This is a genomic window from Comamonas odontotermitis (genome assembly GCF_020080045.1).
Taxonomy (GTDB): domain Bacteria; phylum Pseudomonadota; class Gammaproteobacteria; order Burkholderiales; family Burkholderiaceae_C; genus Comamonas; species Comamonas odontotermitis.
In genome coordinates, this window is record NZ_CP083451.1 from 920,752 (window position 1) to 935,190 (window position 14,439).

The 14,439-nt window shown below is 64.3% G+C and carries 14 protein-coding genes; 4 read left to right on the forward strand and 10 right to left on the reverse strand.

The features are described 5' to 3' along the window. The first annotated feature begins 9 nt into the window (after positions 1–9). Entirely contained in the window at positions 10–1,839 is a 1,830-nt protein-coding gene (locus LAD35_RS04290; protein WP_224151479.1) for a chorismate-binding protein, read from the forward strand. Between the two features lie 55 nt (positions 1,840–1,894). Here LAD35_RS04290 and LAD35_RS04295 read toward each other — a convergent pair whose 3' ends face one another. The 3 genes from LAD35_RS04295 to LAD35_RS04305 form a co-directional block, all read right to left on the reverse strand. Continuing rightward, on the reverse strand, positions 1,895–2,257 hold the full coding sequence (locus tag LAD35_RS04295; protein WP_224151480.1) for a 5-carboxymethyl-2-hydroxymuconate Delta-isomerase: 363 nt from the start codon (positions 2,255–2,257) through the stop codon (positions 1,895–1,897). Between the two features lie 92 nt (positions 2,258–2,349). Then, complete coding sequence (locus LAD35_RS04300; protein WP_224152577.1) at positions 2,350–3,147, reverse strand: segregation and condensation protein A; 798 nt, start codon at positions 3,145–3,147, stop codon at positions 2,350–2,352. A 164-nt stretch (positions 3,148–3,311) separates the two neighbouring features. After that, a complete protein-coding gene (locus LAD35_RS04305) occupies positions 3,312–3,518 on the reverse strand; it encodes a DUF3460 family protein (protein WP_224151481.1) in 207 nt (68 codons plus the stop codon). 43 nt (positions 3,519–3,561) lie between these two features. Between LAD35_RS04305 and LAD35_RS04310 the strand changes: the two genes are divergently transcribed. Beyond that, positions 3,562–4,056: an outer membrane protein assembly factor BamE gene (locus LAD35_RS04310; protein WP_224151482.1), complete on the forward strand. Its 495-nt coding sequence runs from the start codon at positions 3,562–3,564 to the stop codon at positions 4,054–4,056. A 64-nt stretch (positions 4,057–4,120) separates the two neighbouring features. On the opposite strand, the gene LAD35_RS04315 is transcribed toward LAD35_RS04310, so the two are convergent. Then, entirely contained in the window at positions 4,121–5,791 is a 1,671-nt protein-coding gene (locus LAD35_RS04315; RefSeq protein WP_224151483.1) for a SulP family inorganic anion transporter, read from the reverse strand. A 248-nt stretch (positions 5,792–6,039) separates the two neighbouring features. On the opposite strand from LAD35_RS04315, the gene LAD35_RS04320 reads away from it, so the two are divergent. Beyond that, positions 6,040–7,014: a Bug family tripartite tricarboxylate transporter substrate binding protein gene (locus LAD35_RS04320; protein ID WP_224151484.1), complete on the forward strand. Its 975-nt coding sequence runs from the start codon at positions 6,040–6,042 to the stop codon at positions 7,012–7,014. Then, positions 7,011–8,012, forward strand: coding sequence for a BMP family ABC transporter substrate-binding protein (locus LAD35_RS04325; protein WP_224151485.1), 1,002 nt, complete (start codon positions 7,011–7,013; stop codon positions 8,010–8,012). The genes LAD35_RS04320 and LAD35_RS04325 overlap by 4 nt, the downstream gene beginning before the upstream one ends. Here the strand turns inward: LAD35_RS04325 and LAD35_RS04330 are convergent. The 6 genes from LAD35_RS04330 to LAD35_RS04355 all read right to left on the reverse strand — a co-directional run bounded on the left by LAD35_RS04330 (position 7,955) and on the right by LAD35_RS04355 (position 14,432). Then, on the reverse strand, positions 7,955–8,194 hold the full coding sequence (locus LAD35_RS04330; RefSeq protein ID WP_377779453.1) for a hypothetical protein: 240 nt from the start codon (positions 8,192–8,194) through the stop codon (positions 7,955–7,957). The two genes, LAD35_RS04325 and LAD35_RS04330, sit on opposite strands and share 58 nt — an antisense overlap. 152 nt (positions 8,195–8,346) lie before the next feature. Beyond that, the gene (gene metG, locus LAD35_RS04335; RefSeq protein ID WP_224151486.1) at positions 8,347–10,494 is read right to left on the reverse strand and encodes a methionine--tRNA ligase; all 2,148 of its coding nucleotides are present in this window, start codon (positions 10,492–10,494) and stop codon (positions 8,347–8,349) included. 168 nt (positions 10,495–10,662) lie between these two features. Continuing rightward, complete coding sequence (locus LAD35_RS04340) at positions 10,663–11,232, reverse strand: TlpA disulfide reductase family protein (protein WP_224151487.1); 570 nt, start codon at positions 11,230–11,232, stop codon at positions 10,663–10,665. A 4-nt stretch (positions 11,233–11,236) separates the two neighbouring features. Further along, positions 11,237–12,328, reverse strand: coding sequence for a transglutaminase-like domain-containing protein (locus tag LAD35_RS04345; RefSeq protein ID WP_224151488.1), 1,092 nt, complete (start codon positions 12,326–12,328; stop codon positions 11,237–11,239). A gap of 177 nt (positions 12,329–12,505) precedes the next feature. Continuing rightward, positions 12,506–13,723, reverse strand: coding sequence for a patatin-like phospholipase family protein (locus LAD35_RS04350; RefSeq protein WP_224151489.1), 1,218 nt, complete (start codon positions 13,721–13,723; stop codon positions 12,506–12,508). A gap of 130 nt (positions 13,724–13,853) precedes the next feature. After that, positions 13,854–14,432 carry a restriction endonuclease gene (locus LAD35_RS04355; protein WP_224151490.1) on the reverse strand — a complete coding sequence of 193 codons (579 nt, stop codon included), beginning with the start codon at positions 14,430–14,432 and terminating at the stop codon, positions 13,854–13,856. Positions 14,433–14,439: the final 7 nt, after the last annotated feature.

Below are 14,439 nucleotides of genomic sequence, written 5' to 3' on the forward strand. Positions count from 1 at the left end.
GGCGCCACCATGGAACAGAGCCTTTCGTTTTTTGCCCAGATCGATATGGGCCAGCCCCTGCATGGCGATGCAGAGCGTCTGCAGGCAGCCTTTCGCACACCTTTGCAGGTGCTGAGCGCGCACGACGCGGATTCGCTGCGCGCCGTATTGCATGCAGTGGAACAGGCCGCGCTGGCGGGCTGCTGGTGTGTTGGCGGCTTGCGCTATGAGGCGGCCGGCGCCCTCGATCCCCACCTGCCCACTCAAGCCCCGGCTGGGTCCGGGCCCCTGGCCTGGTTTGCCGTTTGCGATGCGGCCAGCGTGCAGACGGCGCAGGAGCCCCATAGTTCGGCAGCTATGCCGCCGCTGTCGCCGTTGCATTGGCACAACCCGCTGGCGCGCGATGCGTTTGGTGCGCGCATCGCCGATATCCACCGCGACATTGCAGATGGGCGCTACTACCAGATCAACTACACGCAGCAGCTGCAAGGCCACAGCGACGCAGCTTGCGATGGCGCTGCGCTGTTTGCCGCCTTGCAGCGCGCCCAGCCAGGCGGCTATGCCCTGCATATCGACATGGGCGGCGAGCAGGTGCTGTCGGTATCGCCCGAATTGTTCTTTGACTGGCACCGGCCTGCAGGCGGTGCGAGCGATATCCTGACCCGGCCGATGAAGGGTACGGCCCCGCGCGGCCCGACGCCGCAGCAGGATGCGGCGCAGTCTGAGGCGCTGCGCAGCTCCGTCAAGGAGCGGGCCGAGAATGTGATGATTGTTGACCTGTTGCGCAACGACCTGGGGCGCTTGGCCGAAGTGGGCTCTGTGCGGGTGCCGCAGCTGTTTGCGCTGCAGGCCCTGCCCACGGTGTGGCAGATGACATCGGATGTGCGGGCGCGCCTGCCAGAGGGAACGCGCCTGCTCGATGTGTTCACGGCGCTCTTTCCCTGTGGCTCGGTCACCGGCGCGCCCAAGCGGGCGGCGATGCAGGCGATTGCCGATATGGAGAGTGGGCCGCGCGGATGGTACTGCGGCGCGCTGGGCGTGGTGCGCCCCGATGGCGCAGGCGGAATCCGCGCGACGTTCAATGTACCGATTCGCACGGTGGTGCTCGATGGCGGGCAGCTGCAATGCGGCATTGGCAGCGCCATCACGGCAGACGCCACTGCCGAGGGCGAATGGCGGGAATGGCGGCACAAACGGGCTTTTCTGGAGCGGGCCAGCATGGCATTTGATCTGATTGAGACCCTGGCGCTGGAAGCGGGCGAACTGCGCCACCAGGAGCGCCACCTGCAGCGCATGGCAGGCGCTGCCGCGCATTTTGGTTGCCCATGGACGCTGGCAGAGGCGCAGACCACGTTGCAAGCTGTGGCGCAAGCGCATCCGCAAGGGCTGTGGCGGGTGCGCCTGCTGCTGGGCGCGCAGGGCATTTTCACCTGCGAAGCCTTTGCCTGCCCGCCACCCGCCGCGCAGGTGCAACTGCAGTGGGCGGGTGCTCCTCTGGCTGAGGCGCACAGTGAATGGGTGCGCTTCAAGACCAGCCGCCGTGCGCACTACGAACGCTGGGCTCCGCAGGACAGCGCGGTGTTTGATACCGTGCTGTGGAACGAGGCGGGCGAGGTCACCGAAACCACGCGTGGCAACATCGCTGCACAGATCGATGGGCGCTGGATCACGCCGCCGCTGCACTGTGGCCTGCTGCCGGGGGTGGGGCGGGCCGTGGCGCTGGAGGCGGGCCGCGTGGAGGAGGGCGTGATCCGCCTTGCGGATGTGCCGCGTGTACAGGCCTGGGCGTTCATCAACAGCCTGCGGGGCTGGATACCGGCGCAGGTGAAGGGCGAGGTACCTGGAGCGCCTGTTCTGTAACGGGTCGCAAAAAAGGCCGCTTGTGCGGCCTTGGCAGGTGTGCGCAGAGGCCTGCTTACAGCGTGCCTTTGTAATAGGCGGCACGGTCCATGTCGACAATGTCCACGCTCAATTGCACCAGCATGCCCTCAGGGTGGGGCGTGAGCTTGCGCAGCACGGCGGCAATGCGCTCGGACAGGTCGCGCTTCACTTCGGGCGTGCGACCTGCCAGCAGGCGCAGTTCGGCATGCACAAAACCACGCAGGGCGGTCGGGTCGTTGCCGATGACGAAGTGCTCGGTACGGATGGTGCGGCTTTTCAGATCCTGCTCGTACTGCACCTGGCCGGTGGCGATGATGGTGGCATTGAGCGCGTCGAGCGCATGCGCCTCGGGAAAGCCTTCCAGATTGCTGCTGTACTCAACGATCAGATGGGGCATGGTGGTATCTCCGTAATGTACTTAAAAAGTATAGCGGTCAGCGCTTTTGTAATGGGCGCTACAGGGTGTTTTTATACAAAAACGCGCATGGCTCACACAGGCGTGTACGACAGGCGCACATAGATGGGCGCAAAGGCCTCCGCTTGCGTGATCTCGATCAATGTCTCTTTGGCCAGCTCCAGCAGCGCGATGAAGGTCACCACCAGCACGGTACTGCCCTTTTCGGGTTCGAAGATGTCTTCAAATTCGACAAAGCGGCGGCCTTGCAGGCGTTTGAGAATGGCGCTCATGTATTCGCGCACCGACAGCTCTTCGCGTGTGATCTTGTGGCTTTGCACCAGCTTGGCGCGCTTGAGGATGTCGCGCCACGCCGCCTGCAGTTCGTCGATCTGTACATCGGGAAAGCGCGGCTGCAGGGCCTGCTCAATGAACACCTGCGCCTTGATGAAATCGCGCCCGTACTGCGGGGCAGCGCCCAGGCCCTGGGCGGCCAGTTTCATCTGCTCGTATTCCAGCAGGCGCCGCACCAGCTCGGCACGGGGGTCTTCCGCTTCGTCGCTGCCTTCCTGCTTCTTGGGCGGCAGCAACATGCGCGATTTGATCTCAATCAACATCGCGGCCATCAACAGGTATTCGGCTGCCAGCTCCAGGTTGCGGCTGCGGATTTCGTCCACATAGCTCAGGTACTGGCGCGTGACACCCACCATCGGAATGTCAAGAATGTTGAAATTCTGCTTGCGAATCAGGTACAGCAGCAGGTCGAGCGGGCCTTCAAAGGCCTCCAGAAAGACCTCCAGCGCGTCGGGCGGAATGTACAGATCGGTGGGCAGCGCAAACAACGGCTCACCGTACAGGCGTGCCAGGGCAACCTGATCCACCACCTCGGGCATGGCACTGGCAGAGGCCGCGGCGGTGGCCGAATCAGCAGTGTCCAGATCGCCGGAAGTTGACATGCGAGATGTTGTTTGCTATCGAAACGGGAGCTGATTGCAGTTGCCAGTCTTGCGCTGGCTGCTGTCTGGCATGCAATGCTGCAGCCGACAGCCTGCGCTGATCAGTCGTGATTGGTCTGGTAGACGTAGGGCTTCTGGGCCACGCGGCTGGCCTTGAAATCGGCCTGCTCTTCGCGGTCGAGGTCCTTGTCCCACAACAGCGAACGGCCTTCGCGTTGGCCGGCTTCCAGGTAAGGCTTTTGCTCTTTGAGCGTGTTGATGAACTGGGTGACTTCGGATTGGTAGTCGGGGCGGCGGAAGAATGACATGGCTTATATTTACCTCTTTCCCTCGATTCTACCGAACCTGACCATGTCCCTCGTCACCAAGCTTGCAATGGCCGCTGCTGCGGTGGCCGCTACCGTGTTTTTGGTGGGCTGTGACCAACAGCGCATCAAGGAACTGGAGGAGTTCGTCTCGACCGAACAGGATGTGCGCGAAAAATTCGGGCCGCCCAACCAGATCTGGGACGAAGCCGACGGCTCGCACACGCTCGAGTACACCCGCCAGCCCATGGGCGCGCAGAACTACATGATCACCATCGGCAAGGATGGCAAGATGACTGCGCTGCGCCAGGTGCTGGCGCCGGACTATTTTGCCAAAGTGCGCCCCGGCATGGACCAGCAGGAAATCCGTCGCCTGCTGGGCCAGCCCGCCAAGCGCGCCAGCTATCCGCTCAAGAACGAGGCCGAGTGGGACTGGAACTGGATCGATCCGCCCAATACCAAGATGCTGTTCACCGTGGTGTTTGATGCGCAGGGCAGGGTAGTGCGCAGCGGCAGCACGGTGGTGCTGCAGGATCGTTGAGTTTTCGCTCCCCACTGGGACAGACCAGGTGGGGATAACCTGACGCCTTTGCCAGTGCGCTGCTTCAGGTCGCCGCGGCAGCGGCCGTGGCGCTTGCCACATCGGGTTGCAGATCGGCCTGCAACCGCTCGTACAGGCCGGTGCGCCGGGCGATATCGAGCGGTTGGCCGACCAGGCCCGAGACGATGAGCCGTACCTGCCGCGTCTCGCAGGTCTTGCTGAGCGCCTCCAGCGCCTCGGCGCCGGTCGAGTCCACGTAGATCACGTTCTTCAGGTCCAACACCAATGCTCGCGTGGGCAGCTGGTCTTCGAGCGACTCGATCAGCTTGGTGGCGCCAAAGAAAATGGCGCCATGGAGCCGCCAGACCTGAACCTGTTCATCGAGCCCCGCCAGCAAAGGCTGCTCGGCAGCCGTCAGACGCTCGGCACGCGAGAGGCTGGAGATACGGTAGACGAAGGTGATGCAGGCCGCGAAGATGCCGAACTCCACGGCAACCGTCAGGTCGAACACCACGGTCAGCAGGAAGACCGACACCAGCGTGATGCGATAAGGCAGGCGATAGGTCTTGAGCCGCGCGAACTCGCGCCATTCGCCCATGTTCCAGGCCACGAACATCAGGATGGCGGCCAGCGTGGCCAACGGAATGGATGCGGCCAGCGGTGCTGCCACCAGGATTACCAACAGCAGAACCAGCGCATGCACCATGCCGGAGACGGGGCTGGTGGCGCCGCTTTTCACATTGGTCACCGTTCGCGCAATGGTGCCGGTGGCGGGCATGCCGCCGAAGAAGGGCGTGATGAAATTGGCAATGCCCTGGGCCATCAACTCCTGGTTGGGGTCGTGTCGGTCGCCGATCATGCCGTCGGCCACACGGGCGCACAGCAGCGACTCGATGGCACCCAGCAGGGCCAGCGTGATGGTGGGCATCAGCAGAAAGCGTGCCGATTCCCAGCTGAAGGCAGGCAGGGTGAATGCGGGCAGCGCCGCCGGTATGCCGCCAAAACGGCTGCCGATGGTTTCCACCGGCAATCCAAAGCCAGCCACCACGCCCGTGGCGAGCACCAACGCAACAATGGAGCCGGGCACCCGGGCAAGCCGTGCGGCCCATCGCTGCACCACAGCATTCCTGCCTGCCGCCGCTGGCAGCCAACGCTGCCAGCCCACGACCACGGCGAGCGACACCACGGCCACACTGGTCGCCCACGGGTTGATGGTGGACAGATGGTTGCCCAGCGCTCCCAGGATGCCGAAGAAATCTCCTGGCATCTTGGGAATGGAAAGACCGAGGAAATCCTTGACCTGCGACAGTGCAATCAGCACCGCAATGCCGTTGGTGAAGCCGATGATGACGGCCACCGGGATGAAACGCACCAGGGTTCCCAGCCGCAGCAACCCCATCACGAACAGCAGCACGCCAGACAGTGCGGTGGCAATGATCAGATTGGCCACACCGTACTGTTGCACGATGCCATAGACGATGACGATGAAGGCGCCCGCGGGCCCGCCGATCTGCACCCGGCTGCCGCCAAGCAGCGCAATCAGGAAGCCCGCAATGATGGCGGTAAAGAGGCCCGCTTCGGGTTTGAGGCCCGAGGCGATGGCAAAGGCCATGGCCAGTGGCAGGGCCACTACGGCGACGGTGAGACCGGCGCCCAGGTCCTGCAGGAAACGGGCGCGGTCATAGCCGCGCAATGCCGCATGGAGGCGCGGCCTGAATGAAAAGGGAACGTGCAATCTGAACTCCGGAGAAGTGGAACTGAAACGCAGGGGTTCAGAACTTCGCCGGAGGGCCGCAATGGTGCAGCCGGGTGATGAAACGCCTGCGGCGCGACAGCGGCAGGATCGGTGCGTGAGACATGGCTGAATCAGTGTACACCGCTGGACGGATCGAAGCATTTCGCAGATCGATAGCCGAAATTCGCGTTTGTGCGGAGGCCCTGGCCTTCGTAGCATGACGGCTTTCGTAGGAGGATCTGCCTTTCATGCTGCAACGCCGCCATTTGCTGACGGGCGCCCTGGCCGCGCTGCCCGCCCTGCGCATCGTGCACGCTGCCGAGACCGGGTGGCCGCGCAAGCCGATCCGGCTGGTCGTGACATTTCCGCCCGGCGGCGCCAGCGACATCGCCGCGCGTCTGCTGGCGCCTCTGTTGTCGGCCCAGCTCGGCCAGCCGGTGGTCATCGACAACCGGCCCGGTGCGGGCTCCACGCTCGGCGCACAGGCCGTGGCGCGCAGTGCGCCTGATGGCTATACGCTGCTGTTGTCCAATTCGGCGGCGCTGTCGATTTCGCCACACCTGCTGGCGCGGTCCCCTTACGATGCCGCGCGCAGCTTCACGCATCTGGGCTACATCGGCTCGGTGCCCACGGCATTGGTGGTTCGGCAGGAGCTACCGGTGCACAGCTTTGCCGAGTTGGTGCAATGGTTGCGCAGCCAGCCGCAGGCCGTGCCCTATGGCAGTGGCGGGGCGGCATCGGTGGGGCATCTGGTGGGGGCGGAGCTCGCACGCTTGCAGGGTTTGCAATTGGCGCATGTGCCCTACCGGGGCGCAGGGCCCATGCGCTCGGACCTGCTGGCGGGCCACATTCCGTTGGCCATTGATGCATTGCCGCAGAACCTGCCGCTCGCCCGCGAGGGTCGCGTGCGGCTGCTGGCGGTAACGACGGTGCAGCGCGTGCCGCAGGCAAGCGAAGTGCCCACGGTGGCTGAGTTGGGCTTGCCGCAGTTGGTGGCCGACAACTATGTGGGGCTGTCGGCACCGGCAGGCCTGTCCGAGCCGGTGGCGCAGCGCCTGGGGGCAGCGCTGCAGCGGGCGCTGGCCGATACCGCCGTGCGCCAGAGCCTCGCCGCTCAGGGTTTTGTACAACCGCCGCTGGACGCACAGGCGTTTGCCCGCCTTGTGCAGGATCAATCACAGGCCTGGGGCAGTGTGGCCCGGGCGACGGGAGCGACGTTATGAACTTTCTGGCTCGCCGCCCCCGCGTGGCCGTTGCCTTGTTCGGCCCGCAGGGGCAAGGCAGTTTCAACGAAGCCGGTTTGCAAGGTGTGCAGCGCGCCCTGGCTGCCGGCCACGATGTCACGCCTTTCTGGATTGCGCCGCGCGACGAAGCTGCGCGTACGGCGGCGGTGGAGCAGCTGTGCGAGCAAGGGTTCGATCTGATCGTGGCCCATGGCGGACAGGGTGATGCGCCGGTGTCACACACGCTGCAACGCTGGCCAAGCCAGCGTTTTGCCATCACCCAGGGCAGCCTGCAGGCGCCGCAGGTGGCGCGCTACGAGGTGCAGCAGGAGCAGTCGGCGTTTCTGGCGGGCGTGCTGGCGGCGCTGTACAGCCGCTCTGGCGTGGCCGCGCATTTCTCGGGCGAGCGCGTGCGCCCCGGCCTCCAGGGCCGTGCAGCCTATGCACATGGCCTGCGCGTCGTAGGCTGGCAGGGGCGGCTGTTGACGCAGTTCTGCGGCCACCAGCACCAGCCGCAACTGGCCGAGCTGTGTATCCACACCATGGCAGATGCGGGTGCTGATGTGCTGTTTGCCATGATTGACGGCGGTCGCAGCGGCGCAACGGCAGCCTGCCGTGCGCGCGGTGTGGCGCAGATCGGCAATGTGCTCGATTGGGTGGCGCGCGACCCGCAGGTGTTCGTGGCCTCGGCGGTGGCCGATTCGGGCGAGGCCATTTTTCGTGCGGTGGCCGACTTTGCGCGCGGCGAGTTGGCGCTGGGCAGGCGTCGGCGTTTTGGTCTGGAAGAGCCCGCCCTGGTGCGCCTGCAACTGCGCGGTGACCTGGCCGCGTCGGTGCGCGTACAGATCGAGACCTGGAGCCACCGGCTGTGCACCGGAGAGGTAGTGCCGGACAACGAGTACGCCGGAGAGGAATGGCCGGTTCCGCAGGAGGCAGTTCCTTACGGCAATGCCTCTTCGGGTGAGCGCGAATTGCTCGCGCCGGGGCCGGGCTGGTAAGGGTGGTTGGGGTCGCTTTCGCGGTATTTGATGGAGATGCCGCTGTTGTCCGGCTTGTCATCGGTCATTGCGCCATAGGCGGCGCCTACGCCCTTGCCAGCCAGCTTGGCCGTGCCGATTGCCACATCCGCTGCCACGCCTACTGCAGCGGCTCCCACCGCCACTACCGTACAGCCAGACAATGCCGTGCACAGAAGAAGAGCCCCCAGGCATGTCCGCCGCGCAGCGCCGCAGGCTCTCCGACAGCTGCTTTCTGCGTTGGGGCGAGGCGGCATTGAAAAAGCCTCTGCAGCCGCATGGCGCAGAGGCTTGGCCGGTGAACGGTGCTGCGTCATCAATGGATGCGCATGCCGGGTGTGGCGCCAGGGAATGGCTCTAGCACATAGATGCCGGGGTTGGCCTTTTCATCTGCATGGCTGGCCGCCAGCACCATGCCTTCGGACAGGCCGAACTTCATCTTGCGCGGCGCGAGGTTGGCAACCATCACCGTCAGCTTGCCGACCAGTTGTTCGGGCTGGTACATGCTGCTGATGCCGCTGAACACATTGCGCGTCCTGGGCTGGCCGTTTTCGTCCTTTTCGCCCACATCCAGCGTCAGTTGCAGCAGCTTGGTCGAGCCTTCCACTGTCTTGCATTCCAGAATCCTGGCAATGCGCAGGTCAATCTTGGCAAAGTCGTCGATGCCGATGGTTTCGGCCAGCGGCTCTCCACCGGGGGCGTTGGGGTCGATCACGGCTTCGGCCTTTTTCTCGGCCTTCTTGGCTTTGGCTGGGGCCTCGGCAACCGGAGCGGCCTGACCGGCTGGTGCCTCAAACAGTGCTTCGAGCTGCTTGGGGTCGACGCGCTGCATCAGGTGCTTGTACTCGCCAATCTGGTGGCCCTGGCCAAGCGGCTTGGCCACATCGGCAAAGGTCTCGGGTGGCACGATGAGGAAGTTGGCCACTTCGGCAGCCACGCCGGGCAGGATGGGCTTGAGGTAGATGGTCAGAATGCGGAAGGCCTCGATACAGGTCGTGCACACATCGTGCAGGCGAGCCTCCATGCCTTCCTTCTTGGCCAGCTCCCAGGGCTTGTTGGCATCGACATAGCTGTTGACCTTGTCGCACAGCAGCATGATTTCACGCGCGGCGCGGGCGGTATCCCGGGCTTCGTAGGCCGCCACGATGGCGTCTTTTTGTTCCCGCAGAGCCGCGAGCAGGGCCACGCCGTCTTCGCTGACGGTGCCCAGCTTGCCTTCGAAGCGCTTGGTCAGGAAGCCTGCAGCGCGGCTGGCAATGTTCACGTACTTGCCGATCAGGTCGGAGTTGACGCGCAGCATGAAGTCTTCGGGGTTGAAGTCGATGTCTTCATTGCGACCATTGAGCTTGGCGCCCAGGTAGTAGCGCAGCCACTCGGGGTTCATCTGCAGGCTCAAATACTTGAGTGGATCGAGGCCGGTGCCCCGGCTCTTGCTCATCTTCTCGCCGTTGTTGACGGTCATGAATCCGTGCACGCAGATCCTGGTCGGCGTCTTGCGGCCGCTGAACTTGAGCATGGCGGGCCAGAACAGCGTGTGGAAGGTGATGATGTCCTTGCCAATGAAGTGGTACTGCTCCAGATCAGGGTCAGCCATGTAGGCGTCGTAGTCTTCGCCCCGCTGGTTCAGAAGGTTCTTGAGCGAGGCGAGGTAGCCCACGGGCGCGTCCAACCACACATAGAAGTACTTGCCGGGTGCATCGGGAATCTCGATGCCGAAGTAAGGTGCATCGCGGCTGATGTCCCAGTCGTCCAGGCCTTCGCTGGTCGTGCCGTCCGGATTGGTGCGCACGCCGAACCATTCCTTGATCTTGGCGGCCACCTCGGGCTGCACATGCTGGCCGTCCTGCGTCCATTCGGTCAGGAACGCAACGGCGCGCGGGTCGGAGAGCTTGAAGAAGAAATGCTCAGAGCTCTTCATTACGGGCTTGGCGCCCGAGAGTGCGGAGTAGGGGTTGATCAGGTCGGTGGGCGCATAGACCGAGCTGCAGACCTCGCAGTTGTCGCCGTACTGGTCCTTGGCATGGCAGCGCGGGCACTCGCCCTTGATGAAGCGGTCGGGCAGGAACATGTTCTTCTCGGGGTCGAAGAACTGCTCGATGGTGCGCGTCTCGATGAACCCGGCCTTCTTCAGGTCGAGGTAGATCTGCTTGGACAGCTCGTGGTTTTCGGGGCTGTCGGTGTTGCTCCAGTTGTCGAAGGCGATGTGAAAACCGTCGAGATACTGCTTGCGGCCGGCGGCGATGTCGGCCACGAACTGCTGGGGCGTCTTGCCCGCCTTTTCAGCGGCAATCATGATGGGAGCGCCATGGGCGTCATCGGCCCCGACAAAGTTGACCGCATTGCCCTGCATTCGTTGCGCACGCACCCAGGTGTCGGCCTGGATGTACTCCATGATGTGGCCGATGTGGAAGTTGCCGTTGGCGTACGGCAGGGCGGTGGTGACGAAGAGCTTTCGTTGAGACATAGGGTTGCGGAACTTTCTGATCACTGAGAGGCACGCGGCGAAGGCCGGGCACCGGTTCTGGCCATGTGAACGGCGAACAAGCGCCGCCTGCGCCCGACGGCGCACCAGAACCGAGGGATTTTAGGCGTTTGTGGTGCCGGGGGGGATTCCTGCGGTTAAGAAAGGCGACTAGCCCTGCAAAACCGCAGCCAGCTGTGCCTGGGCACGGGCGCCCAACCAGTCGATTTCACCCACGTGCCAGAGGCGGATCTGGCCTTGGGCATCGAGCACGAAGCTGGTCGGCAGGGCAATGCCGCCCCAGGCGGGCAACTGCGTCTGGCTGCGGTCGAGCAGCACATCGCCATGAAAAGGCACGGTTTGTAGAAACTGCAGCACGCGCGCAGGCATTTCGCCGTGGTTGACGGCCAGCACGCGCAGCCCTTGGGGGCGGTACTTTTCCAGCAAACGGTTGAACTGCGCCATCTCCAGGCGGCAGGGCGCGCAGTAGCTGGCCCAGAAGTTCAGGATGAGCGGCGCTCCTGCATAGCTGGCCAGGCTGCGCAACTGGCCGTCCAGGGCCAGCGCCTTCAGCTCCGGCCTGGCCTTGCCAGGGGGCCAGGGGGTCAATTGGCCTACTGCACGCGGGTCCAGATCCTGCGCCGCCTGCACCTGGCGGCCCACCAGTGTGGCCGAGAGCCAGGCAGCAGCGCCGCCCAGTTGCTGCAGGCAGCGGCGGCGGTGCAGCAGGGCGGGAGCCATGGCCTCAGGCCAGTTTGGCGGAGGTGATGCGGTAGGCGAAATGCGCGGGGTCCAGGCTGTCCAGGCGCCCCTGGGCCGTTTCACCCTGCGGGTACATGAAGAAATCCACGGTCTTGCCAGCGCCGGGCAGGCGCACATCGGCTGCCGTGTTGTAGGCCATCCAGTTGCCTTCCCAGCCGCCAAACAGCATGGCGCGGGCGGCGCGTACCTTGGGGGCATCCTTCGGCAGGCCACCGGGCTGTTCTTCCAGTGCAACCTTGGCCACATCGGCAGGGTCAACAGGAATCCATCCATAGCCATCGGCGTAGAACTCGGCGCGGCAGTGCTGGGCCTTGGAGATGTCGCCGCTCTTGCCCAGGCTCTTGAAGCCGTGCACCGAGTCGTCGACGCGCACGCCATACACATCACGGGCAGGCACGCCACTGGCGCGCGAGAGGGCCGTGAACAGGCCGTTGAGGTCGGCGCACTTGCCCGACAGATTGCCGCTGGTCAAGGTGTAGCGCACATCACCGGTACCACAGCCGGCCACCGAGCCGTCGCGGGTGCAGTTGGCCACCATCCAGTCATAAATAGCGCGGGCCTTGCCAATGGCATCCTGCGGCTTGCCTGCTTCGGCCTGGATTTTGTCGGCTGTCTCTTTCACGATGCCATCCAGTGGTGCCAGCGATGTGGGCTGCAGGTAGGGGCGCAGTTGTGCTGTAGGCAGCTTGCGGGCGGTACCGGCAGCGCCCAGGTCGGTGGCACGGTCCAGCACGGCGATGCGGCTCTTGACTTCTACCGTGTGGGCGCTGCTGGCGTCTGCCCACTGCACGGCAATCATGCGGACATCGGTGCCGGGCACGGCAAACAGCTCGGCCTTGGTAGCACCGGGGGCGCTGAAGGACACATCCAGGGTGCGCTGGTAGCCCGGCAGTTCGGCGGCGGGTACCGGAATCCAGACCTTGGACTGCGCGGTTTTTTCACTCAGGTCGACCAAGGTGGTGACTTCGAACTGGCGCCAGTTGGCCGCCGCAGCGGGAATGGCTGCAAAGACGGAGCCGAAGCTGCCTGCAGATGCAGCGATGCTGGAGAGTTGGAGAAAGTGGCGACGTTGCATGATAACCCCTTGCAAAAATAGGTGGGCTTGCAAGGCTGCAACGTAGCTGGCGGCGCAATCACGCGCACGAACGGCGCACGCTATGCGCAGAGGATTCACAGACGGCACCGCAGGACCTGCAAGAGACGGCTTATCGTAACAGGTCTGCCTGGCTGCCACCTGGTTGTGAGTGGTTCCTCAGCGCCGGCTGGGCCAGTCGAAAAAGGCGCGCACCTCCTCCTGGCGCGCCATGGTGTCGGCGCGCCCCAGCGCGATCAGCGCGCGTGTGTAGCCGGGCTCGAACAGCAAATAGCTGGCCAGTGCTGCGCTGCCGATGCTGTGGTTGTGTACGGAGACGCCCATGGCCCCCAAGAGCGCGCGTACCGGGGTAGGAAGCTCTTGCAGGTGGGCCAGCGCGATGGCGTCCAGCGACTGCGAAGGCGTGAAGACCAGCAGATCCACGGGCCGCAATGCGCTGCGTGCCTGCTCCAGTGGCGGAATCAGGCTGAGGGTGTGGTTGATGCGCTGGGCCCGCTCCACGTCCAGTGAAAGGGCATCCAGAAAGATGGTGGACAGGGCGTGGCCTGCCACCTGTGCCAGGCTGGGAAAGGGCGGGTGCTCGCCTTGTGGCAGGTTCACCACTTCGTGCGAACGGCCTACGCCCACCACCACGATGCGTTGGGCGCCAAGGTGTACCGCAGGCGCCAGTGGGGCAGTCTGGCGCATGGCGCCGTCGCCCAGGTAGTTGTATTGGCCGCGCACGTCCAGCTCGGTGGGCGGAAAGATGAATGGAATGGATGACGATGCCATCAGGTGCTGGTGTGTGATGCGGTCCTGGATGGCGCGGCGCTGCAGGCGCGACCAGCCGGGCACATGCGGGCCGGTCTCGTAGAAGGTGATGTGCTCTCCCGTGGTGTAGCTGGAGGCGGTGATGGCAAGGGCCGCCAACTGACCGTTGTGCAGCAGGTGTGGGATTTTTTCGAGCGGCAGCTCGGCCTGCAGCAATTGCAGCAGCGGCGTGTTGTCCAGCAGCGAGCGCGGCTTGCTGTGGTGCCAGCGGGTCAGCGCCCACCCCAGGGTCAGCAGGCTGAGCCAGCGCGCGCCGCTGCGCGCAACACCAAAGGCATCGGCGCGGTAGACCTGGCTGGTCGAGAAATTGCGCCATACGCGCGAGAGGCGCTGCACGGCCCGGTCGAAGTGGTCGGCGCCGCAGGCGAGGCCTGCGGCATTGATGGCCCCGGCAGATGTGCCCACCGCAATCGGGAAGGGGGTGGGCGCATGGTCCTCCCCGGCGTTTTGCCGCAGGCGCGACAAGGCCTGGAGCACTCCCACCTGATAAGCGGCTCGGGCGCCGCCGCCAGACAGGACAATCGCGGTGAGGGCGTCATGCGGACTGTGGTGCAATGCGGTCGACATGGCGCCACGATAGCCGAAGTGCGAGAGCGGTGCTGGCAAGCACTGTCTTTTAGGTGCACCGGCTGATACAACTGCGGTCCTGGAGTAAAAAAACGCCTCTGGTTGAGGCGTTTTGAAGTGCATGCAATGGCTAGGGTCGGGACGCTTTATGCAAAAGTGCCGCAAGATCGTTGTTCTGTAGCACGGTAATTTTTTGATCACGCGCAAACAAGCGTGCGTTTTCACTCAAATTGCCCTGCAGCAAAACGTATGCGCAGGAGGCATCTGCCTTTTGGGCGGCATCGTGCAGGGCGCGCAGGGGCTCGATGCCGTGCACACCGGCTTTGCTGCGTTTGGTTTGTACCAGGGTCAGTTGGCCATTGCGAGCGAGCTGAATGTCGGCATCGGCCTGCTGGCGCGTGGTGACGGTATAGCCTTCCGCCTGCCAGGCGCGCGTGAGCCAGGCCTGAAGGTCACGAGCAGGCAGGCTGGCGGCCTGGGCCAGCAGGGCCTCTGTAGCTGCGCTGCTGGGGGCGTTCCACTGCCGTTTGGCAGCCATGGCGCCGATCACGAAGAATGGCAGGCTGCCGGCAGCGCCTACAAATCGGATGTCCTTGGGCAGCAGCGCCAGGCACAGCAACACGATGATGGCCCCCACCACCACACTGATCCACCACGACGAACGCAGCAAAATCGCAAATACGGAGTTTTCGGCCATCTTCAGTTTCACGGGTGCA

Bases quoted from the DNA above. Each gene is read 5' to 3' on its own strand.
- LAD35_RS04340 (WP_224151487.1), bottom strand. From the start codon at position 11,232: ATGGCTCCCGCCCTGCTGCACCGCCGCCGCTGCCTGCAGCAACTGGGC.
- LAD35_RS04345 (WP_224151488.1), bottom strand. From the start codon at position 12,328: ATGCAACGTCGCCACTTTCTCCAACTCTCCAGCATCGCTGCATCTGCA.
- LAD35_RS04325 (WP_224151485.1), top strand. From the start codon at position 7,011: ATGAACTTTCTGGCTCGCCGCCCCCGCGTGGCCGTTGCCTTGTTCGGC.
- LAD35_RS04310 (WP_224151482.1), top strand. From the start codon at position 3,562: ATGTCCCTCGTCACCAAGCTTGCAATGGCCGCTGCTGCGGTGGCCGCT.
- LAD35_RS04350 (WP_224151489.1), bottom strand. From the start codon at position 13,723: ATGTCGACCGCATTGCACCACAGTCCGCATGACGCCCTCACCGCGATT.
- LAD35_RS04290 (WP_224151479.1), top strand. From the start codon at position 10: ATGGAACAGAGCCTTTCGTTTTTTGCCCAGATCGATATGGGCCAGCCC.
- LAD35_RS04300 (WP_224152577.1), bottom strand. From the start codon at position 3,147: ATGCCCGAGGTGGTGGATCAGGTTGCCCTGGCACGCCTGTACGGTGAG.
- LAD35_RS04320 (WP_224151484.1), top strand. From the start codon at position 6,040: ATGCTGCAACGCCGCCATTTGCTGACGGGCGCCCTGGCCGCGCTGCCC.
- metG (WP_224151486.1), bottom strand. From the start codon at position 10,494: ATGTCTCAACGAAAGCTCTTCGTCACCACCGCCCTGCCGTACGCCAAC.
- LAD35_RS04305 (WP_224151481.1), bottom strand. From the start codon at position 3,518: ATGTCATTCTTCCGCCGCCCCGACTACCAATCCGAAGTCACCCAGTTC.
- LAD35_RS04295 (WP_224151480.1), bottom strand. From the start codon at position 2,257: ATGCCCCATCTGATCGTTGAGTACAGCAGCAATCTGGAAGGCTTTCCC.